General features: G+C 53.2%; 19 protein-coding genes. 4 read left to right on the top strand and 15 right to left on the bottom strand.

What is annotated here, in order from left to right; genetic code table 11:
- Window positions 1-25: 25 nt before the first annotated feature.
- The 15 genes from RVM27_RS12155 to RVM27_RS12085 form a co-directional block, all read right to left on the bottom strand.
- Window positions 26-397 carry a hypothetical protein gene (locus tag RVM27_RS12155; RefSeq protein ID WP_498956702.1) on the bottom strand — a complete coding sequence of 124 codons (372 nt, stop codon included), beginning with the start codon at window positions 395-397 and terminating at the stop codon, window positions 26-28.
- Between the two features lie 4 nt (window positions 398-401).
- Complete coding sequence (locus RVM27_RS12150; protein WP_498956700.1) at window positions 402-2,105, bottom strand: AIPR family protein; 1,704 nt, start codon at window positions 2,103-2,105, stop codon at window positions 402-404.
- A gap of 29 nt (window positions 2,106-2,134) precedes the next feature.
- On the bottom strand, window positions 2,135-3,241 hold the full coding sequence (locus RVM27_RS12145; protein WP_498956699.1) for a glycosyltransferase family 4 protein: 1,107 nt from the start codon (window positions 3,239-3,241) through the stop codon (window positions 2,135-2,137).
- Window positions 3,238-4,470 (bottom strand): O-antigen ligase family protein, encoded by a 1,233-nt coding sequence (locus RVM27_RS12140; protein ID WP_498956698.1) that lies wholly within the window; start codon window positions 4,468-4,470, stop codon window positions 3,238-3,240. Before RVM27_RS12140 ends, RVM27_RS12145 begins: the two co-directional genes overlap by 4 nt.
- 161 nt (window positions 4,471-4,631) lie before the next feature.
- On the bottom strand, window positions 4,632-5,117 hold the full coding sequence (locus RVM27_RS12135; protein WP_498956697.1) for an ISAs1 family transposase: 486 nt from the start codon (window positions 5,115-5,117) through the stop codon (window positions 4,632-4,634).
- Between the two features lie 253 nt (window positions 5,118-5,370).
- On the bottom strand, window positions 5,371-6,207 hold the full coding sequence (locus RVM27_RS12130) for a hypothetical protein (protein WP_498956696.1): 837 nt from the start codon (window positions 6,205-6,207) through the stop codon (window positions 5,371-5,373).
- Window positions 6,208-6,259: 52 nt separating this feature from the next.
- Window positions 6,260-7,669 (bottom strand): oligosaccharide flippase family protein, encoded by a 1,410-nt coding sequence (locus tag RVM27_RS12125; protein ID WP_498956695.1) that lies wholly within the window; start codon window positions 7,667-7,669, stop codon window positions 6,260-6,262.
- A gap of 58 nt (window positions 7,670-7,727) precedes the next feature.
- Complete coding sequence (locus RVM27_RS12120; protein ID WP_498956694.1) at window positions 7,728-8,852, bottom strand: glycosyltransferase family protein; 1,125 nt, start codon at window positions 8,850-8,852, stop codon at window positions 7,728-7,730.
- Window positions 8,849-9,940, bottom strand: a complete 1,092-nt coding sequence (locus RVM27_RS12115; protein ID WP_498957775.1) for a DegT/DnrJ/EryC1/StrS family aminotransferase — start codon at window positions 9,938-9,940, stop codon at window positions 8,849-8,851. Before RVM27_RS12115 ends, RVM27_RS12120 begins: the two co-directional genes overlap by 4 nt.
- Window positions 9,940-10,512, bottom strand: coding sequence for an acyltransferase (locus RVM27_RS12110; protein ID WP_498957774.1), 573 nt, complete (start codon window positions 10,510-10,512; stop codon window positions 9,940-9,942). Before RVM27_RS12110 ends, RVM27_RS12115 begins: the two co-directional genes overlap by 1 nt.
- 19 nt (window positions 10,513-10,531) lie before the next feature.
- A complete protein-coding gene (locus tag RVM27_RS12105) occupies window positions 10,532-11,479 on the bottom strand; it encodes a Gfo/Idh/MocA family protein (protein ID WP_498956693.1) in 948 nt (315 codons plus the stop codon).
- 13 nt (window positions 11,480-11,492) lie between these two features.
- Entirely contained in the window at window positions 11,493-12,806 is a 1,314-nt protein-coding gene (gene wbpA, locus RVM27_RS12100; protein ID WP_498956692.1) for a nucleotide sugar dehydrogenase, read from the bottom strand.
- Window positions 12,807-13,385: 579 nt separating this feature from the next.
- The gene (locus tag RVM27_RS12095) at window positions 13,386-15,611 is read right to left on the bottom strand and encodes a P-loop NTPase family protein (RefSeq protein ID WP_498956691.1); all 2,226 of its coding nucleotides are present in this window, start codon (window positions 15,609-15,611) and stop codon (window positions 13,386-13,388) included.
- A 47-nt stretch (window positions 15,612-15,658) separates the two neighbouring features.
- On the bottom strand, window positions 15,659-16,036 hold the full coding sequence (locus RVM27_RS12090) for an arsenate reductase/protein-tyrosine-phosphatase family protein (protein WP_498956690.1): 378 nt from the start codon (window positions 16,034-16,036) through the stop codon (window positions 15,659-15,661).
- Window positions 16,037-16,150: 114 nt separating this feature from the next.
- Entirely contained in the window at window positions 16,151-17,215 is a 1,065-nt protein-coding gene (locus RVM27_RS12085) for a polysaccharide biosynthesis/export family protein (RefSeq protein ID WP_498956689.1), read from the bottom strand.
- A 559-nt stretch (window positions 17,216-17,774) separates the two neighbouring features.
- Between RVM27_RS12085 and RVM27_RS12080 the strand changes: the two genes are divergently transcribed.
- The 4 genes from RVM27_RS12080 to RVM27_RS12065 all read left to right on the top strand — a co-directional run bounded on the left by RVM27_RS12080 (window position 17,775) and on the right by RVM27_RS12065 (window position 21,863).
- On the top strand, window positions 17,775-18,161 hold the full coding sequence (locus tag RVM27_RS12080; RefSeq protein ID WP_498956688.1) for a hypothetical protein: 387 nt from the start codon (window positions 17,775-17,777) through the stop codon (window positions 18,159-18,161).
- A gap of 80 nt (window positions 18,162-18,241) precedes the next feature.
- The gene (locus RVM27_RS12075; RefSeq protein ID WP_498956687.1) at window positions 18,242-18,913 is read left to right on the top strand and encodes a hypothetical protein; all 672 of its coding nucleotides are present in this window, start codon (window positions 18,242-18,244) and stop codon (window positions 18,911-18,913) included.
- Window positions 18,914-18,915: 2 nt separating this feature from the next.
- Window positions 18,916-19,746 carry a capsule biosynthesis GfcC family protein gene (locus RVM27_RS12070; protein WP_498956686.1) on the top strand — a complete coding sequence of 277 codons (831 nt, stop codon included), beginning with the start codon at window positions 18,916-18,918 and terminating at the stop codon, window positions 19,744-19,746.
- A 164-nt stretch (window positions 19,747-19,910) separates the two neighbouring features.
- On the top strand, window positions 19,911-21,863 hold the full coding sequence (locus RVM27_RS12065) for a YjbH domain-containing protein (RefSeq protein ID WP_498956685.1): 1,953 nt from the start codon (window positions 19,911-19,913) through the stop codon (window positions 21,861-21,863).
- The last annotated feature ends 193 nt before the right edge of the window (window positions 21,864-22,056 follow it).

Genomic DNA, 22,056 nt, shown 5'->3' with positions numbered 1-22,056 from the left:
ACTCACCCTATTCAATGGCCTGCGATTAAATGGCCGCAACACAGCGTAACGTATCGGTTGCATCCCGCTTGTAATCTTTGCACTGCTGCTGACTGAACTGCTGATCAGCCCAGTAGCGATTCGCGATTTGCCAACCTGCCATGTAATCAGGGCGTGAAATCAGATTCAATAAATGAGACCGTGCCCGACCACTCATCAAGCGTTTGGCATCATCCAGTAGCTCTGGCAAGTGCTTAAAAGGTACATTCGTTTGTCCTGGCTGCTGCAGAATGAAGGTCTTGATAGAACACTCTGCTGACAAACCATACAGGTGACTGGCTGTTGCGTAACGCTGCTGATCATAGAGGGTGTTCGCATCCTTGTGTAGCCGTTGGCTGGCTTGGCTGTAGTTATCCATACCTCTAACCCCTACCCTCCACCAGCCCCAGCTGACGGTTCACGTCATAGCGCGATTTAGCCGATTTAAAGTAGGCATTATGGCTGTATTTAAGCTGGCGGGTTTGCAGCAGTGCGGTTTCTTCTTCCACCGCCTGGGTGATCGCCTGATACGCCTGTTGGTAGGCGTCTGCGTAGGCAGACTGATCATCATCGGCGAGTTTATACACGGCATAAGCCAGCAGCTCATCAGCATAGAGCACCGCATCCCCCACCTGGGTAATATCGGCACGCTCTCGCGCTTCGATCACAAAGCGGTAGAGTCTATAGGCGGTCAGCAGTTGGGCGTAAACAGGCGAGTCTTTATCACCATTGAACAATGGGTGCAGCCTGTGGCTGGGCTCGATGCAAGCATCAAAAATATCTTCCAGCACTTTGGACTTGGCATTTTTCGCCACTTCCGGCTGCTCGTTAAAGGTCGCATACCAGTATTTGAGCACCACATCGCTGTGAACAGACGCCTGCATATTCAAGCTAAGGCTATTCTCGAAGGTATCACCGCGCTTGGTCAGGTAACCGATCCCCTGCATCTCGAACAGGGCACGAGCATAGGTGTTGAAGTCCCGGTTGCTCATCTTGTCGCGGAAGTTGATCGGTGACTGGGTATTGGTGGCATCGGTAATGCGGTTGACCAGCTCGGCTTCGTCCGTTTCATACAGACGAATCAACACATACACCCCTTCAAGGCGCTCAGGGGATTGCTGGTAGAGGTTGTAGATCACATGGGTGGTTTGCAGGCCATTGACGATGACGGGATTACGCGCCTCCACCGGGTAAAAACCGGCCTGCATCTCACGGGGGATTTTCACCTTCTCGGCAATAATGGTGATGCCGTTGTTCAAAAACGGGAAATACTCGGCGTAGTCGCTTTCCAGTGTGGCGCGGATGTTTTTGTTGGTTTTGTTGTAACGCAAAAATCCGCGAATATTATCGCTGAACGCATTATCAATACGCTTGTTGGTAGATTTTTCCAAGTCCAGCAACTTGCACAGCTCCAGTGCCGGCAAACGGAAATTCAGCGCCTTGATGTTCTGAATCTGAAAGGAGATCAGCGCCTGGGGGTCATGCTTAAGCGAAATATTCGATTTTTCCGCCATAAAGCTGAACCGCACCGGCTTGCGCTTTTTGTGCTCGGCCAGCAACGAATCAATGCGATCGTACAGATCCCCCGCGTCATGAATGCTCAGGTAATCGGTATCCTGCTGGTGGCGTTCAACCAAGGGTTGATTCTGCGGCGTAAACTCACCGGCGTAGACAAAATAAAGCCGCGTTTCCACCACCTTGCCGGACGACACCACAGCCTTGTACTGTTCCAGAACAGCCTGTACCCGATCATTCAGCGGCAAGCCTGTTGAGTTATCGTAGACAAAGAGGTTGCGGTAATCATTGACGAACTTGCTCAGCTCGTTGTCACCCAGATTTTTGGATGACTTCACCTGAAACACATGCAGCGTGCATTCATGCTCGTCTTCGTCCAGGTAGAGGCCATCCATGCCTGCATCATGGCTGCCAGAACCTTTCACCAGCGTCGAGGCACTGGCCAGCACTTCATCAAAGCTTAAATCCAGAAACGCAGCCAGCACCAACACCTCAAAGGCATGACCGGCAGACAGGCCATAGTGCTGCTGGATGCGTTCAATAAAGCCGTTGATGAAAAGCTGCTTGTTCATGAAAGCTTACCTTCGATTGGTCACTAGATTTATTCTGCCAGTGTACGGTAAAACGCCAGCAGCTTCTGTTCTTCTATGCCCCAGTTGTACTTTTCCTGCACAGCCTTTTGGCCGTTACGGCCCATCTGCTCAGCCTCTGCCGGATGGTTAACCAGATAATCAATTGCTTCGGCAATCGCTTTTGGTTCGAGGGGGTCAACGCACAGGCCGCATTGATTACCTTCGATGATTTGTTTCCAGAGGGGGAAGTTAGAGGCGATGACAGGTACTCCCGCACTCATATATTCAAACATCTTGTTTGGCTGGGCATCTACGTGGTTAGGAGACGGCAAAAATGTAACCAAGCCGCCTACGCAGCGTGAGAGTAAGTCACGAACATCCTCCCGCCCGACAAAACCCAATGCATCTACACGTTGCCAGCCTTTATCAGCATGTGCGGCCGCTTCAACCGCAGGCTCGTTAAACTTACCGGCCAACTGTAAACGCGCACCAGACTGCACCAGCCCCATCGCCTGTACCACTTGGGAAATACCACGAATTTGACCAATACCTCCAACATACCCCACCTGTGATTTCTTCTGCGACCAATCCACTTCACCGCTGGAAAGCTCGCCCAGGAGTGGGTAGTTGTTGATATCAACCGAACGCACCCCCATCGCAGTGAATTTGTCACGGATGTAAGGCGTAGCAGCAACCACCGCATCCAGCTTACGGCAGGCCATGCGCTCGTACACAGCAAAGGTTTTAGACAGCAGCCACTTGGCGGGCTTGTTCAGATAGGGTTTACCCAACAACTGCTTGGGGACATCCTCATGGGCATCAAAAATCACCACCTTGCCGTGCTTTTTGAGCTTCAAACCAATGGGAATCAACTCAGGGTCATGCAGATGGTAAATGTCCGCATCCAACGCCAGCGCTTTAGCCAACACCCGGCCAGGTGCATTACGGATACGATCCAAGCGGCCTTTGGATGCGCCTACATCATAGATGGATACGTTGTTTTTGGTTTCATCGCCCTTGCCATCTGCAACGACCAATGATACCGAGTAACCGTTGCTAGCGAGAGACGTGCATTCCTTGAGGAAAATGCGGGTGTCATAGCGGGGGTGGACGGAGGTTAAATGAACGATATTCAAAACGAAGAACCTTTCATGATCATTTTTCTTTCCCTATCAGCAATCACACATGCAATGTTCAAAATAACAATGATTGACATCAATTGATAACCAGAAAAAATATTATTAGTTGCCATAACTAAAATAGACATCAAGGAAAATGAAAATAGAGATACACCCCAATGCGTATTCATATTCTTTAAAGCCAATTTGATTAAATAAAACAAATAGGAGAAAAATAACACAACCCCAATGATACCATATCTCTGAATAATAAGAGAATATTCAGAATCAATGATTGTAGCAAAATTTGATTTTGCGGGACCCACGCCAAAAACTGGAGAGGTCAAGAATCTTTCATATGCTGTCAAGATATTCTCAATTCTAACATTAAGGCTATTGTTTCTTCCCTCTAGCGCATATTGAAACCCTAGATAAATATAAGACAAATCAAAGTAAAATACGAAAAAAAACACAACAACCAATGAAAATGATGCTAGGAGCCATTTTACCAGAAAAAAAAACCTATAGTAAAAGATATAATAAAACCCCACCCCGAACAATATTGAAACCAACGCCGTGCGGCTTTGGGTCATGAAGCACAGAGCAAAGAACACCAAGAAAAACAGGAAATAATAGCGACTTCCATTCACAGCGAATAATGAGAAAAAATATATGGCGAAGAAACAAGAGATGACAGCCCCTATGTTAGGGTCACTTCCAGTAAGAGTTATGCGATACCCTGAGATAACCGAGTCTATGTGAGAACTCTCTGAACCTAAATATAGATATGTTAGAAAATCGCTAATGCCAAACGTTTGAATTAAACCAACAAATAAAATCCAGCCTGCAGAAAGCACGATTAATAAATGCATCGTTCTTAGGACGCTAACGCCAAAAAAAGAGACAACGAGAAGATATGGAACAAATTGAAAATACTTAACAGACTCAACTAAATCTCTATAGTTAACGCTCGAATAGCCTATCGCCCAAGAATGGATAGATGAAAGGAAAACCATACACCCAAGGAGAAAAGGGAATATCATCGACTCATGCACACACGCCTTTTTTCTCAACGCAAAAAGTGCCAAAACCAATACTATTGGAGAGAAAATCGTCACGAGGTAAACAGAAACACCACCGAAAGATATAGATGGAAGAACAATTGAAGACAGTAACCCAAAAACCACGAGCACTCTAACAAAAAATTCAGTTTTCTTTTTCAGCGGACTTATTGCACCGTTGTTCATTGCATTTATCAAGACTAGCCTCTCAAGAATAAAAGTTAGCACTCCAAACTTATCAGACGTAATAGAAGTGCCTCTAAGTACCTAATCTAAAGTTTTCGCGTAATATCCATGCCAGTATTTCTGACACGGACAGAACCATCAGGGAAAACGCATGAAAAAACCTACACCGCGAGAATGTCCGCCAGATAGGTCTCATCCAGCGCGGCTTTCTTCTGCTTTCGCCGGATGCCGCCCTTGAAACGCCTCTCCCCTTTCAGGTAATTCAAGGCGATATGACGAACCCTGGCGAGGTTTTCGGCTGCCTGTCCGCGGTGGATTTTACAGGCATCCTCGCGAAGAGCGACGTCCAGGGACCAGTGGAGCTTGTTCTCGACAAACCAATGCTGGCGAGCCGCTTCGGCGAGCTTCTTGGCGCTCAGATCGGCGGAGCTAATGTAGTAGCGGATCATCGGGGCTTCTGGCACCTCGTCACCTTCCTGGCGGAAACTCATTACCACGCCCACCGTTTTCAGGCCTGCCCATTCATAGCTAAGCTCCTGAAATTCTTCAGTAACCTCGCTGACAATATGGTATCGGGTCTCTTGCCGGCCACGGCTCTTCTCGTCCGTGACGTACGCATCCCCTTCAAAGTTGACCACCTTGGCCATGGGAAACGCAGCCTCGAAGGCGTCAGCCAAGGCCGGCTGGTTGCCCTTCTACCGAGAGTAGGTAATCGGCGCCCTTCTGCAGGACCTGCGTGGCAATCTTCTTCTGGCAGCCCATGGCATCGATTGTTACCATGAGGTCATCCATGAGCAAAAGCCGTTAGATGACCACATTAGCTCCTACTGGTAAAGCACTACGAAGCCCGCCTTAGAGCGGTTTTTCATGCGTTTTCGCTGTCCGAAGGATGGGTCCACTTCATTCCAGCTGCGAATACAAGCTGAAATACGCCTCTGCCTCCTGTTCAGTAATTTCCACGCCTTTCTTCGCTTCCAGCAGCGAAATCGACAGCACAACGATCTTGGGAAGATACTGGCCCATCAGCGATGTCTTGAGTAAGAAGTGTTCTGCCTTCTTCGCCTCCTTATTTTCTCGCCTTTGGGCTAGGAAGCTTTTCTTCGGCCGGCTGAGATCTAGCTTGTAGATAGAGTTAACCATCAGGACTTCGAGATCTATCAAGAGCTGGTTGAATTCATCATCCAGCGCAGCACCGAGTATAAGCAACAGCTGACTGCTGAGCTCCTCCATCTCCTCGGGCGTCAAGACCATTCCTGCGGGAAGAGGCAGCCGGTTAAACATAACCAACGAAGCATTGATGGCTGCAAAATACGCTTGCATCAGCAACATTTGGTGGCGCACTTTCAGATCCAGCCACAGCTTATGCTTGGCAAACAGCTCTTCGAAGTCTTTGAAGAAAATTCGGTATTGCTCAATAGATGAAAAAATATCGGCATACTGAATGTGAGGGCTGTAGGGCAAGACCATGTCGTGATCTTCCATAACCTCTTTCATTACCGAGGCTGCTGGATGACGCATTTCCAGCTTTTGCGACGAATCTTCCATGAAGCGAAGAATCTCGTGCTGGGCATTGACCCGCTTTTCCGGGATAACACCTGCAACGCGGATACTTTCGTCTTTTCGCTTTAGATAAAAGGTCGTAACGAAAGCAATCAGCAAGCCAGCTATGAGCAAGGAAGCCAGATTGAAAACTGCCTGCCAGATGAAAACTGGGTAGCCGAGATAAAGATCAGACATCTATCAGAAACCAGCTTAAAGGGTGTCCCGCTTATCGTCGTAGAGCGGTTTTTCATGTGTTTTTCCTGCCAAGAAACCCAACCACCTCCAAAACCTCCCCCCGAAAAACCACCGCCCAGGCCGCCAACACAACCAACCAATACCCAACCATCCAGCCCTTCAAAACTTCACCCCAAAGCGTAAACACCACGGCGCCAGCCACAGAAACCAGTGTGAAGGCGTACAGCACAAGCCGGGGCATGGGCTTCCACAGGTAGATGGAGAATTCGGTTCTCAGGAAGAAAAACACCCAGAACGACACGCATGTACTCACCGCTGCGCCAGCGGCCCCAAAGATGGGGATTAACCACCAGTTGCCAACCAGGTTGACCGCGAATGCGGTAATGGCCGCTAGCATGGAGAAGGAGCTGCGCCGGGAGATGCCGATGCCTACTACGGTGGTCTCAGAGAGCGTATACAGCAAGGGGTAACCAATGCAGGACACCACAATCCACTGCACTGCCGCGTAGTTGGCGGGCAGGAAAAAGGTAACAATCCACGACAACAACCCGGCTAAGGCAAACCCGAGTACAACCAACGCCAGTATGTAACGGCTCACTTTGTGCACGTTCTCTAACCCGGTGCCTGCGCTGGCCCATTTGTAGACGGTGGGCGCCCAAACGGTTGAGAAAACGCTCTGCAGAATACTGGCGGCTGCGGCAAAGCTAACAGCCACCGAATAAACGCCCAGCTCTTCAAAGCTGGCGAGCGTCCGCAGAAATACCTTGTCTATGGCGGTGAGGCCCCAGAATGCCAGCCCGCCCAGAATCAATGGCAGCCCAAAACGGAGCATGCTTTTTAGCTGACTAAGATCCAGCTTGGTGCGAATGCCAGCCAGCCATTCCGCCCTGGTGTTCCAAGCGTATATTGCGCACACGAAGGTAATGGCTGCAGTATTCGCCAGCACAAGGTTGGTCAGGTCCTTATCCGCACCAACGGCAACATATCCCCCGATAATGGCCAGCAGTAGGAGCTTGGGAAGCAGCTGGCTCATCGAGAAGGCCAAGCCACGCTCGTTCATTCGCAGCACAAGCGATAAAAACCGGGAGATATAACTGACTACCAAAGCCACTGCCACCAAGACACTCAGGTGCCATGCGGGCACATCAAACAGCCAACCGGCGAGTTTTCCGCCAAGCGACAGCAGCACCAGAACGGTAACCACCAACAACACCAGCCCCGGGAGCATTGCGCGCTTAAGCAGTGCGGGTTTGTTGTCTGCCTCGTGAAACTCACGAACGTAAGACTGGTCCAGCCCCAGGCTAAATAGCAGAATACTGAAGCCAAGAGTGACTTGGAGCATCGCCATCCGGCCTACGTCTTCCTGGGAGAAGAACCAAGTTACTGTGGGGAGCGTCACCAGGCCAAGCAATGCTCCCGCAACTGGGCCTAGGGCAAACCCCGCAATTTTTCGGGGAGTCAAGTTACGTCTCCAAGCAAGCCGATTTTAGAGCATAACCGGACAAACATTATGATGGATCTCAATTTTTCTCATCGATAAGTGTAAACCAGTCATCAATTACACCATCCCAAGAGCTGGTCTTCCGTAATTCCCGACGGGTTTCTGATAATTCAGCACGCGCAGTCGCTTGCCATTGTGACAGCATATTAGCTTGAAGAGCCGAAACACATTCTGTTAAGTCAGCATAAGGTGTTATTGCAGTGCCAAACCCCGGCATGTTCTCATAGGGTAAATGCTTTCCTGCAAACACCAGATTCCCTGCATAGACAACTTCCTGAACAGTCCCGCTAAATGCATCTGACACGGAATGATTTATCAATACAGTTGTCGCCAACCGCATTATAGCAGAGGTCTCGGGGTCATGGAATTCGGAGAGCGGATGAAATGCCTCATAACCCAATTTCTGGTTAGCCCGTTGACAATCTTGCTCTACCGCCCCCCTGACTTCCGGCGAACCATATTGAACCGGCACGATAAATTGATAATGAGAAAGGAGATTAGTCTGCTCTTCGAAAAAGGAAATTAGGTCATGCTGACGCTGCCCACTTGAAGCGGAGTACCCTAAACAGACTAACGGCTTATCAGCCAAAAAACCCAACTGAGCTCTGGCTTCCTCGGCAGATTTAGTCCCGACCTTTTCCAATACATCAAAAACAGTGAGGCCGAAACGAATCACTCTTCTCTCTTTTCCAGCAACACTTGGAAAGTCTTTCAAGATAGCGTCAAGTACATTAGTGTTGGTGGCTGCAACGCAGTCTAAATACCGCATCCCCCTACCCAACAACCTGTCGAGTCGTTTCTGCCTCCGTAGTATGTCACTTCCATAGGCGAGCCCCACGACTCTCTTAAAATGACGTTTAAGTAGTGGCGAAATCCAACATAGATCCAATCCTAGAGAATGGATCACTGCTGTTTGCTCTCTATCTAGCTTCCGAATTGCTCTGCGAGTGAACCACGCTCGGTATAATACCCGCAGCGCCTTGGCAAGTTTACTCTTCCCTGTAATTCGGGAAAATGCTGCTTCGTAAGGGTCAATAAGTTGAACATCCACACCACGAACGCGCAATTCTTCCGCAGTTCGTACTACAAACACTGAGCTTGATGTCCCTAGAAAGACGACTTTCTTGTCAAATTCTTGACTCATAGGCTTACCGATGATTTCAGAGATAAAACCACATGCTCTACTGAAACAGCCGGCAAATATGGGTGCATTGGCAAACTTATCACTCTTTTCGCCATTTCATCGCCCACAGCTAGAAGCAAGTTTAAACCTCCCACAGCCGGCTGCTTATTCAACGGAATCGGATAATGTACCGCAGTAGGAACACCAAATTCTTTAAGACTATCCTTAACTGCCTCACGATTGTTAACCAGAATGGTATACTGCCCCCAGGCGGAGATGTTGTGCTCTTCCACAAAGGGCATGGTGTTTATACCAGCCTCACGCAACGCTCGAGTATAGCTTTCCGCTACCTTGTTACGTAGTTGGATTTCTTCATCCAATAACTCGAGTTTGGGCAACAGAATGGCCGCTTGAAGAGTATCCAGGCGGCTATTCACTCCTACCCGTATATGGTGATAGCGGCGGTCCTGACCATGACGGGCGATTTGCCGGATAATGACGGCCAGCTCATCGTCGTTGGTGAAGATGGCACCGCCATCGCCGTAACAGCCCAGCGGCTTGCTGGGGAAGAAGCTGGTGGTGGCGATGGTGCTCAGATTGCATGACTTGCGCCCCTTGTAGGTGGCGCCGAAGCTCTGGGCGGCGTCTTCGATCACCGGTATGCCGTACTTTTCGGCAATGGCGTTAATGGCATCCATATCCGCGCACTGGCCATAGAGCGATACCGGGATGATCGCCTTGGTCCGCGGGGTGATCGCCGCTTCGAGCAGCGTGGGATCGAGATTATAGGTGCGCGGGTCGATATCCACATAGACCGGCTTAGCGCCGAGCAGGGCCACCGTCTCGGCAGTGGCGATGTAGGTGAAGCCCGGAGTGATCACTTCATCGCCCGGGCCGATGCCTAGCGCCATCTGGGCGATCTGCAGGGCGTCGGTGCCGTTGGCGCAGGTGATGCAGTATTTGGCGCCGGTGTAGGCGGCGAGCTTCTCTTCTAGCTCGGCGACTTCCGGGCCGAGGATATATTTGCCATGGGCGAGAACACGCTGGATGCCGGCGTCGATCTTGTCCTTGATGCGGGCCTGCTGGGCGGCGAGGTCGATAAACGGCATCATGCGCTCACCCTCGTCAGCTGCTTGCCATCCAGCACGTAGCGATCGCCGGTATGCTGGCACACCGCCTCGCCCTGCCCCTCCAGCGGGAGCTCGAGCTGCTCGCCGTACTGGCTCATCCAGCCGATCTGCCGGGCCGGGACGCCTACCATCAACGCATAGGCCGGCACATCCTTGTTGATCACCGCGCCGGCGCCGACAAAGGCGTATTCACCGATGGTCACCCCACAAACGAGGGTGCAGTTGGCGCCCAGGGTGGCCCCCCTCTTCACCAGGGTGTCGCGGTACTCGCTCTTGCGCTCGATCTGCGAGCGGGGGTTGTAGACGTTGGTGAAGACCATGCTGGGTCCGCAGAACACCCCCTCTTCCAGGTGCACGTTGTCGTACACGGAGACGCTGTTCTGGATCTTGCAGTTATCGCCGATGGTGACCTTGTTTCCAATGAATACACCCTGGCCCATGGAGACGTTTTTACCGACTCGCGCACCGCTGCATACATGCACGAAGTGCCAGACGCGGGAGCCCTCTCCGATCTGGGCGCCCTCATCGACGATGGCGGAGTCATGGATCATCACGCTCGTATCACTCATGTCACACCAGCTTGTTGAGGAAGGGGTGGGCTTCGCCAGTATCAGGCGTTTGAGCTTGGGCTGAGCGGATCGTATTCACGGTTTCGACGCAGTGCCGGGCATCCTCGATGCCGTAGCCGCGCCCGGCGAGAATCTCCTGGTAGCTCACCGTATGCAGGTCGGTGAAGCCGCCGGAAAACTCGATCTCGTTACCATCCACGGTGATGGAGCGGTAAGTGGGTTGCTTGCCCTTTACATTTTTTGGCAGATCATTGGCATCTATGGAGAGAAACCATGGTACACGGGCTTTTTCATATTCCAGATACCCTGCTGCTTTATCGTTGCCCGTGTAGTGCAGCACGTTCTTCTGCAGCTTGCCGAAGATGAAGTGCAGCATGTCGAAGAAGTGCACGCCGATGTTGGTGGCCACGCCGAAGGACTTGCGCGGGTCGCCCTTCCAGCTCTCCATGTACCATTTGCCACGCGAGGTGATGTAGGTCAGCTCCACCTCGTGCTTGTCGCTGCGAGACTCCTGCTCCACCTTCCGCTTGAGATCGAGGATCGCCTGGTGATGGCGTAGCTGCAGGATGTTGTAAACCCGCTTGCCGGTCTCCCGTTCGATCAGCGCCAGCTCATCGAGTAGTTCGGGTGTCGGCACCAGGGGCTTCTCGCAGATCACGTCGCAACCCAGGCGCAGGCCGGCGGCGATATGGGCATGGTGCAGGTAGTTGGGTGAGCACACCGCGACATAGTCCAGGGCGGTCTCGGGGTTACGCTTGAGTTGCCAGGCGTGCTCCTGGAAGCGCTCGAACTCGGTGAAGAACTCGCTCTGGGGCGAGATGGAGTCGATGATGCCCACGGAGTCGTTGATGTCGTAGCCCACCGCCAGATGGTTGCCGGTTTCCTTGATGGCCTTCATGTGACGGGGAGCGATATAACCGGCGGCGCCGATCAGGGCAAAGTTCTTCATGCGGGACGTATCCTCAGGCCTTGATGATATGGGCGGCGGGGGCGCGGTAGGTACCACGACTATCGACGATCAGCTTGGCGTGTCGCTGGATCAGCTCGAAATCGAAACGGTCATGGTCGGTGGCCAGCACCACGGCATCGAAGCTCGCCAGGCTCTCGGCGCTGAGCTCGACGCTCGCCAGCTCGAAGTGATGCTCGCGCATCTTGGGGAAGATCGGCACATGGGGGTCGCTGTAGGCGACCTCGGCACCCTTGGCCTCGATCAGTTCCATGATCTCCACCGAGGGGGACTCACGCATGTCATCGACGTTCTTCTTGTAGGCGATACCCAGCACCAGCACGCGGCTGTTCTTGAGCGCCTTGCCGTGCTCGTTCAGGCCGTCCATCAGCTTGCCCACCACATACTCCGGCATGGCACGGTTAACTTCACCTGATAGTTCGATAAAGCGTGTATGCAGGCCATACTCCCGCGCCTTCCAGGTCAAGTAGAAGGGATCAATAGGAATGCAGTGACCACCCAGGCCCGGGCCGGGATAGTAAGGCGTGAAGCCAAATGGTTTAGTCGCCGCGGCATCGACCACTTCGAAGATGTCGATCCCCATTCGGTCGGCGACAACCTTCATTTCATTAACCAAGCCAATGTTCACTGCACGGTGAATATTTTCGAGGAGCTTGGTCATTTCAGCCGCTTTGGTAGAACTGACCGGTATGACCTGATCGATAGCTGAATTATAAAGGGCCATGCCAACGTCTAAGCATGCCTGAGTATGGCCACCGACAACTTTTGGAATCGTGCGTGTTTCAAAGTCAGGGTTGCCCGGATCTTCCCGCTCAGGTGAGTAGACAAGAAATATGCTCTCTCCAACGACTAGTCCATCTTCTTGCACGCGAGGCAGCAGCTCTTCTTCGGTGGTGCCAGGGTAGGTAGTACTTTCGAGCGAGACAACCTGCCCTTCACGTAGATAAGGCTTGAGTGCATCAACAGTGTTGATCACAAAGCTCATGTCAGGTTCACGATACTTATTGAGCGGCGTAGGCACACAAAGAATAATAGCATCGACTTCTGCAATACGCTGGAAATCGGAAGTAGCCTCAAACCCAGTCTGTACCGCTTGAGCCACCATATGAGATGAAATGTGTTCGATATAACTTTGTCCAGCATTGAGACGATCAACCTTCTCTTGGTCAATATCAATGCCCAACACACGAAACCCAATCGCGTTATAACGCAGCATTAAGGGTAGGCCAACATAACCTAGCCCGACAATACCAATCACGGCGTCCTTTTGCTGTAATTTCTCTATCAGCTTTACTTGAGTCGTTGCCATTAATCTATCCATTTTTCACACAAGGATTTATCAGCCTGCAAAGTTAATAAGAACTCAAGCTTTGCCCCTGACGAAGAACTATACGACGGAATCATAAAACCCAGCTATATTGAGCAAACTTAAACCATTTCATTTAACCTGAAGTAATACTCAAAACCGGGCAAAATTTAAATCATTAGCACACTTATGCCTGCAGTTTTGCAGATTTTAGCAATTCGCCCAACCCCCTGCAATTTTGCAGACCGGCGCTGTAATTTTACGAACCCACACACCAATAAATATACGTAGAATATCGATTTTAAATGACTATAGCGATAAACAGGGGTTATCAGTATTTTTTTCGCAGCACATCCTGGGAGTTTAAAAAGTACGCATTGCTCGTGAATAAATGCAGCGCTTAAAGGGCGCTTTCAAGGCACGCTACCGCCCGGAGGTAGTTCCGGGCGCATCCTCATGCCCAATGTGTATCGTTGTTTGTCAGTTTACTTTTAAGCTCCGCCCTATTCTGTGCGGAGCTGCTCCATATAGTTACGGTACTGCCAAATTATTCGCTTGCCGCTTTAACAATAAACAGCTGCACTACTCAGCGGCAGACTTATAGCTATACTGGTAGTAGCCGTATCCGTAGCTGCTGGCTGCCTTTTTCTCCATGGCGTTTAGAATAGTGCCTTTTACCACGACGCCGGTGTTTTCCAGGCGGCGGGCGGCTAGCTGTACTTCTTTAATGGTATTGCGCTCAAAACGTGTGAGTAGCAGCGTGGTGCCGCAGTGGTTGCCCACAATAGAGGGGTCCGTTACGGCCAGTACCGGCGGTGTGTCCACTATCACTAAATCGAACTGCTGCTCTACCTCGGCAAGCAGTTGGGCAAAGCGCTCACCCATTAACAATTCTGAAGGGTTAGGCGGTGCTAAACCACGGGATATATAGCTCAAGCCTTCTACTTCACTGGTGCGCAGCTGGCTTTGCCAGGTGCTACGGCCGGAAAGCACATCCGAAAGGCCGCCTTCGCTTTTGCCGCCAAAGGCGTAATGTAAGTGGCCTTTGCGCATATCCGCATCGATCACGAGCACTTTTTGACCTGCCTGGGCGCACACGGCGGCTAAGTTCACCGCAATAAAGCTTTTGCCAATGCCAGGGCTTGAACCGGTAATCATCAGGCTGCGGTTTTTGGCTTCTAGCATGGCGAAGTGCAGGCTGGTGCGCAGGCCTCGCAGCGCTTCAATGGAAAGGTCGGTGGGTTCTATATGGGCCAGTATGCCGGTGGCTACTTCGTGGCTGTGCTTATCGCCTTTGTTTTTCACTTTGCGCATCAGCTTTTGCTGCGCTTCCGAAAGCGGCACGGTGGCATACACCGGCAGGCCGGCTTGTTCTAGCTGCTCGGGGCTTTCAATACCCCGGCGCAGCAGGCCCATTAGCACTACGCCACCTACCGCTAGCATGCCGCCTAGCAGGGTGGCCACTACTACAATCAACGGCTTCTTCGGGGCAATGGCACTATCACCTACCAGGGCATTATCAATAATGCGTACGTTGCCCACAGTGCCAGCACGGGTCATCTGCAGCTCTTGTACTTTATTTAACACGCTGACGTAAATTGCCTGAGTGACCTCGACATTACGCGTTAGCCGCACAATTTCTTGCTGGGTTTCTGGCAGTTGGCTTACACGGTCGTTGAGCTGCTCTATATCATTTTGTATGCTTCGTTTTTGGCGCAACAGTGCCTGGTAGCTAGGGTGGCTAGCCGTAAAGCGCTGCGCTATTTCGGCTTCTTGAAACTCTAGCTCGTTTAAGCTTTGTTCTAGAGCAATGTAACGGTTGATAGCGGCCTGGGACTCACTGTTCAAATCTACGCTTTCTGCATTAACACGATACTCGTTAAGCAGATTCTCAGCGGTTCTTAACTGCTCACGCAATTCAGGCAACTGCTCTTCCAGAAACGCCAAGCTTTGCTCTGCTTCTGCAGATTGACGCTCTACGTTTTGTGTTAGGAACGTTTCTGTCACGGCATCTAGCGTTTCGCGAATTTCTTCTCGGTTTTGGCCCTGAAGTGTCAGGCGCAAAATACCGGTGCTGCTGTTGCCACCGCCTTGTTCACTAACGTTCAGGTTTGCTCTTAAGCGATTGATGGCGTCTGCGCGGGTTAGTTTAGTAAGCGAAAACTCAGCGCCGGGGCTAGCTGCCAACTCTGTTACGCTTACCTGCACGCTGTCATTCAAAAAGCTAGTAAGTTTACCTACTTGCCCATTACCGATTTGCTCGCCATCCAGCCATAGTGAGTATTCACCCGCTTCACTATTTTCCACCTTTAGGGTGAAAGGCGTGGCACGGAAGGCGTCGTCCACCTCAAAGCGCCCAACATTGATGGTTTCATTACCCCACACGCTGGCACGGCCTTCCATGAAGCTGGGACGCTCAATACCATGGCGTTGGATAAAGCCACCCACAAATGGCAACGTATTCGGCTCAACCAAGGTATCTAGCGCCAGACGCTCGACTACCTGCCCAAGCACCATCCGAGACTGCAAGATTTGTATTTCGGCAGAGGTCATGCTGTCGCCTTCTTGGCCGAGCATGCCTTCTAAACCTGCTAGTGGGTTAATAGTGGAACGTTTCTCCACCTGCACCAGCGCGTCGCCTTCATACACGGGCGTGGCCAGCAGGGCATACACCACGCCAAGCGCGGCAAATAGCGCGGTAATGCCTACAATCCACCACTTGTGGTCTAGCAGCAGGCCAAACAAGCGACCTAGATCGATCTCGTCGTCTTGTGGTGCTGGGCCGTGCGAGGGGGTTACGTCGCTCATGCTCTCTGTGTATCCACGTGTTAAAGGTAAAACAGGTGACTGCGCACCTAGCCCAGGCGGGTGGCCCAGGCGCGGGTGGCGGCATCCATTAGCTGATGTACGTGTGCAAAGGCTTCGGGGCTTTTTTGGTAGGGGTCGGGGATGTCTTTCCCTTGGCCGCTTTCTAGCCACTGGCCTAGCCGCATGGTTTTGCCGAGCGCCGTGGGAGAAAGCTCGGCCACGGCACGGCGCTGGCCGTCGCTCATTACCAAAATCAAGTCGGCGGCTTGCAGCATGGCGGTGGTGAGCTGCCGTGCCTGGTGGTGGCTTACCTCTAGCCCGGCTTCTTCCGCTAGCTGCCTGGCGGTGGGGTCTACGCCTTCGCCTACCCGTGCGCCTAACCCGGCGGATGAGAACTGCTTATGGGGCAGCCTGGCCCGCAACATGGCTTCCGCCACGGGGCTACGGCATATATTGCCAACGCACACGACTAATATGTTTTGGAACATGGCTATCCGTACCCATTTCCTGTTGGTAAGGCGATGATGACAGGCGCGCGGTTAGCGAGCATCCCGTGTGTCGTTAATGCTTTCTGCGGTGACGCCGGGCAGCTGTATCGAGGGCAGCAGCAGGCTAATCACGCGGTTCCAGCGGGCAATGGGTGCGGTGGTCACGTACACCACGTCGTTGGGCTGCATGGCGAAGCTGCTGCCCATGGCAAAGGCCGCCGCGTTGCGAATATCTAACTGATAAACGGTGGCTAGCCGCTGGCTTTCTGGGGCATTGCCGCGAATTACGAAAATACCGGAAGGCTCGGCGGTGCCTTCGTTAACCCCCCCGGCGCGGGCCAGCACGTCGGTGAGCGATAGCCGCTCGTTGCCCAAGCGTACGTTACCCGGAGTGCGCACCTGCCCCATCACGGCCACCGCCTGGTTGTCGGCATTCGGGATGTGCAACACATCACCATCTTGCAGCAGGCGGTTTTGGGTTTGGTCGCCTTCGCGCAGCAGGCTAAACAGCGAAAGGCGCTCTTCTACCCCGTTGCGGGTGAGGTAAACCTCGTGCCAGTTGGCGTCTTCGGTGGCACCACCAGCTTGGCTAACGGCGTCGGCTAGCGTCAGCGGCACGGTGGTCACTGGCACACTGCGCGGCTGAGCGACGGCACCGCTCACTAGCACTTTTTGCGAGCGGAAGGCAGCAATGTTGACATCTACCTGCGGTTCTTGAATCACTCCTGCCAGACGGCGCGTGAGAATTTCGCGCACTTCATCCAGGGTTTTGCCCTCTACTTCTACTTTGCCTGCAAAGGGGTAAAAAATCGTGCCGTCGTTACGAACCTGGTTGCCTGCATCTTCGGCACGGCGTTCACTACCCGCGGGGATGGTGAGCTCTGGGTGGTCGTAAACGATAATACTGAGTACGTCGCCTGGGCCAATGCGGTACTGCCATGCCTCCATGGCATCGCGCAGGGCGCTGGGCATCGGCGTGGCGCGTTCACCGGCGGTTGAGATAGAGGCGATCAACCCTGGGGTAATGGGTTGTACATCCACTAGCTCATCGATAGGCGCGGTTTGGGTGTTGGCTTCAAAGTGGCCGCCAGGCGCCAGCGCGCAGCCGGAAAGCATCAGCACACCTGCCAAAGCACAGGCGAAAGCGCTAAAACGTCCAAATCGCTGCCCCGCGGTAGGCCGTGGAACATTCAAAAAGAGATACATCCGCTTTACTCACCAAGAAAAAACGACAGCTTGTGTATAACGCTGGCTGACCAGGTTCCCATTATTGGTACTATTTTTTGCTCGGCAATCCTACCGAACTCTAGCGCACCAGGCTAGCAGTAGACTGCCTAAATTAAATTTTTACGGCTTTTGTAGGGTTTTATTTCGTTGCAACTACTTTACCACTTACGCAAATAGCCGACATCCGTGCCCTCCTGCAGATCACCGTTGGATGAATTTTTATTCGGCTGCCTATGCAGCCGGGGCGTGAGCACGCTACTATACCCATGGAAATGGTGTGGGTTTGCTAAGCGGTGCATAAGACTCTTTTCCTGGCAACACGCATCATGTTTGCCATGATGGTTAGCGGCTTGCACATTGCCCCGCATGGATGTCAGGCAATTTATTTGTCGGCGGCTGTGTGACGGGTACCATAATATTGGCCCTTATTATTAAAGGAGATAGGGTTATGAAAAAACCGATCGCTTTGTTTGCTATTGCAGGAATGCTGGTTTCTCCGTTGGCGCTGGCTCAGTCCGCTTCCGATGCAGCACCTACTACGCCTTCCCCCACCACCACTCCTCCGGCTAACGCCGCAGGCACTGCTGGCGGTACTGGTACCAGTACGGGTGCTGCAGGTGCAGGCGCTGGTGTAAGTGCACCTGGAGCTGCAGGTGCAGGTGCAGCGGGGGTAGGTGCTGGTGGCGCTGCTGCTGGTGGCTTAGCCGGTGCACTGGGTATTAGCACCACGGCGTTGGTCGTAGGCGGTACGGCTCTTGTTGCCGCAGGCGTGGCAGCAAACGCTGCCGACTCTTCGGGCTCTGGCGGCACTACCGGCACCACTGGCACAAACTGAGGCCTCATTTGAAACTTACTAACGGGCCGCTGCCCTGCCGTGCTTCAAATGTGCATAAAAGCCGCTTAACTGCGGCTTTTATGTGTACAGCCTTGCGCTGGCCACTGGTATTGGCGTGCCTGGCCGCCACTGCGGGCTGTAGCACGCTGAAAAACAGCCCTACCGGGCAGGCGTTAAGTGCGCTCATACCCGGCCATGGGGAAGCGACAGCCGCACAAGCTGAAGACACATCGTTTGCCTCTTTAGCGCTGGATACTTCGTCGGTGCGTGGCTTAGCGGTACTAGGGGCGCTTACCGGCGCGCAAACCCACTGGCCACTAGCCGCGGGCAACTTTTTTACGCTTTACCATGGTGGCCTTTATGCCATGAGCAGCCCTGAAGGCGATTTACTCGCTACCCGCTACGCGACTCCCAACGCCAACGCGGCAGAAAACACCATGATGCCTTGGCAGCAGCCAAGCCCGGCCACGTTTACCGTAGAACGCCACTGGATAACGCCTGAGGGTATCGCGATAGTGGATTATGCCGACGCCACCATGCAGTGCAGTGCCCCGGCCTTGCGGGCATTGGTGCTGGCTGAACTGCCGCTTGAGCAGTGCGACGTCAGGTACCGTTGGCACAGCGGTGCTACCACGCAAGCCCAATGGTGGCGTAGCCCTACCTCTTTTCGGCTATGGCAAGCCAGCGAGCAGGCATGGCCCGGTGGGCCAGACGTGGCCTGGCAGGTGGCTCGCCCTTGGTGGAATGAGTGACCATGATCTCTGTTTTTTCCCATGACCACGCGCCGTTCTTCACGCGTTTTGCCAGCATTGCACGCTCTGCCTTGGCCGGCGCCTTGCTGATAGTGTACGCAAGCCCTGCTCCTGCGGCGGCTACTGTGCCCCCTGCTCCTACGCTTGCCGATGCCTGGCTAGAAACACTGCCTACCCTGGCGGCGCCCGTTAATTGGAGCTACGCTTTCGGCCTTTTAAAGTCCGATACCGAACGCCTGACGCAATCACGCCACTATTTGATAGAAGAGCTGAATACTCTGGCCGTGAGCGCTCGCGTGGCGGGTAATGAGCGTAACGAGGCCACTTTGCGTGCCTGGCAAACAGCGTTAGCGCGTTTAGATGGCCAGCCCCTGCGTTCTCCTCAGCGGATGGATTTGTTGGCTTTCGGCGCTACCTTGCGCCAAGCGCCTCTACTTAGCAACGTGGCTTACTGGGGCGCTTGCGAGCCACCGGCCTGGATAGAAGTCTGGGGGCGCGAGGGCGTCATGCGCCCGCCATGGCAGCCTGGCAGCAGCCTGAAATCGTTAATGGCTCATCGCGCTTCTGGCACGTTTGAAGGTGTTGATGCAATACACGTGATAACCCCTCAGGGCCGCGTGTTGCGCCGAGGCGTGGCCGCATGGAATGCCCAACCCACCCCACTGGCACCGGGCAGCCGTGTGGTCATCGAGCTTCCTAATCGCCAAGGCTTGAGTGGGGCGCTGCCGTTTCCGGGCACGACCCATGAACTGGATATTGTGAATCAGCGGCTGCCGCATGTGTTGGCCGCACAACTCCCCGGCGAACAATGCAACCAATGGCAAGCCCCCTAATGTGCGCTTTACGTTTTTATTCTGCGGTTTCCTGGCGGGGTATCGCGCTATACGCGCTGACAGCTGCGCCTGTGTGTATGCCGTTGTCATCCATTGCTTTTGCTGGCGGCGAGCGTGGTGACCAACACGTTTATGGTCAAAGTGATTTTGGCGGCGTAGGCATCATGCAAACGCCTACGGCCCGTATGAACCCATTGGGCGATATGTCGGTGGGCTTTAACCGTACGGACCCTTACCGCCGCTATAGCGTGTTTTTTCAGCCTACTGAGTGGTTCGAGGGTGGCTTTCGTTACGTGGAAGTGGAAAACCGCCAAACGGAACTTTTCGACCGCAATCTGGATAAAGGCTTTGATGCCAAGCTACGCTTATTGGAAGAGACGCGCTATTGGCCGCAGCTGGCCGTGGGCGCACGGGATATTGGCGGTACTACGCTGTTTGGTGCCGAGTATTTGGTGGCCAGTAAGCGCTGGTATGATCTTGATTTTACCGCCGGTATTGGCTGGGGCTATTTAGGCGCCGCCAGCGATATTGATTCACCGCTTGGTTGGTTGGCCGACCGGTTTGACGAGCGTTCTGAAAGCAGCGGCGCTGGCGGTGGCGAGCTGAACACGGGCCAGTTTTTTGCTGGCCCCGCGGCGTTTTTTGGGGGCGTTGAGTACCAAACGCCATGGCAGCCCCTGGTATTGCAGTTGGAGTATGAAGGCAATAACTACACCAACGAGCCACAGCGCAATAATCAAACCCAGGACACCCGCCTAAACGTGGGCGCACGCTATGCGGTGAACGAAAACGTTGAGCTACGTACTGGCTGGCAGCGCGGCAACTCCTTGATGGCAGGCGTAACGCTCAACCTCAATTTGGCGGGCCTTAGCCAAGTCAAAAATGACCCAGCACCCGTGGAGCTAACGGCGGAAGCACAGCCTAATTGGCAGGCTACCAGCCAACTGCTCAATCAAAATGCAGGCGTTCAAGTGCAGCGCATAGAGCGCCAGGGTGATCGGCTGCATGTGGTGGCTGAGCCCGAGCAGTTCCGTTCGCTGGCACAAAGTGAGGGCCGCGCGGGACGTATTTTGCATGCCCAGGCAGCGCCTGAGATTACCAGTTTTCAGTTTGATTGGCAGGAGCGCGGCTTACCGCTTCGCTCTAGCGTTCACCAGCGCGAGCCGTTTGTGCAGGCGGCTGCTTCTGCTGATCAGGAGTATGCTCACCGTTACGGCATTTATGCCCACGCAACCCTGGGCCACGAGGCCGCTGAAACACTCTATCAAGCGCCCGAACAGCGTTTTGATTGGCAGTTAGGACCGCAGTTAGACCAGAACTTTGGTGGGCCAGATGGCTATCTATTCCGCCTGAAAGCGCTACTGAGCGCTGAGTATCAAACCGATCCTAACGGCTGGTTTTCAAGCAGCGTGGCCTTAACCCTACTGGATAACCTGGACAACTATGAGTATATCGCTGACTCTGACTTGCCCAGGGTGCGAACCTTTATCGGCGATTACTTGACGGAATCCGCGGTCGGCATTGAAAACCTGCAGTACACGCGCACCGCCAAGCTGAGCAATAACGTGTATGCCATGGGTTATGGTGGCTTGCTAGAGATGATGTACGCAGGCGCCGGAGGAGAAGTACTGTATCGCCCATTTGATGCCCCATGGGCATTCGGGGCAGATATTAACTGGGTTCGCCAGCGGGCGTTTGATCAACGGTTTGATCTACGTGACTACAGTACATGGACAGGCTACGTCAACGCGTATTGGGAAACCGGTATTGAAGATGTACTCGCCAAATTGAGCGTGGGCCGCTATCTCGCCAAGGATGTGGGCGCGACGCTGGACCTTTCACGGGAGTTTGCCTCTGGCGCGCGCATTGGTGCCTGGGGCACCTGGACCGATGCGGGCGATGCGTTTGGAGAAGGCAGTTTTGATAAAGGGCTCTACTTGACGATACCGCTGGATGCCTTTTTCTCTTTCTCAAGCCGCGATAGCACCATGCTACGCTGGCAACCCCTGACTCGAGATGGCGGTGCTCGTTTAGGGCGCAGGTACGAGCTATATGAATTAACCCAAGAGCGTCAAATGGGTCGCTACTGGGAGGAGTACCCCCAGATGTGGCGTTAGCGGGCCATGCCCACGCTCCAAGCCCTGGTTTACTCGTTTTTAACTTGCCTGGCAGCCGACATAGGGATATGCGGCTGCTTTTTTGTGCTCTCTTCGTCACCCATTCTGCTCGTACGATATTTCCTGGCCCCCTCTTCTATGACGCAACCCCTTTTATGTTATATTATCACATAACATAAAACCGTTTAGAGGT

This window comes from Halomonas sp. KM007, from assembly GCF_050709225.1.
Taxonomy (GTDB): Bacteria; Pseudomonadota; Gammaproteobacteria; order Pseudomonadales; family Halomonadaceae; genus Vreelandella; species Vreelandella hamiltonii.
The sequence above is the reverse complement of the archived record's forward strand: the minus strand, read 5'-3'. Positions and strand labels throughout refer to the sequence as shown.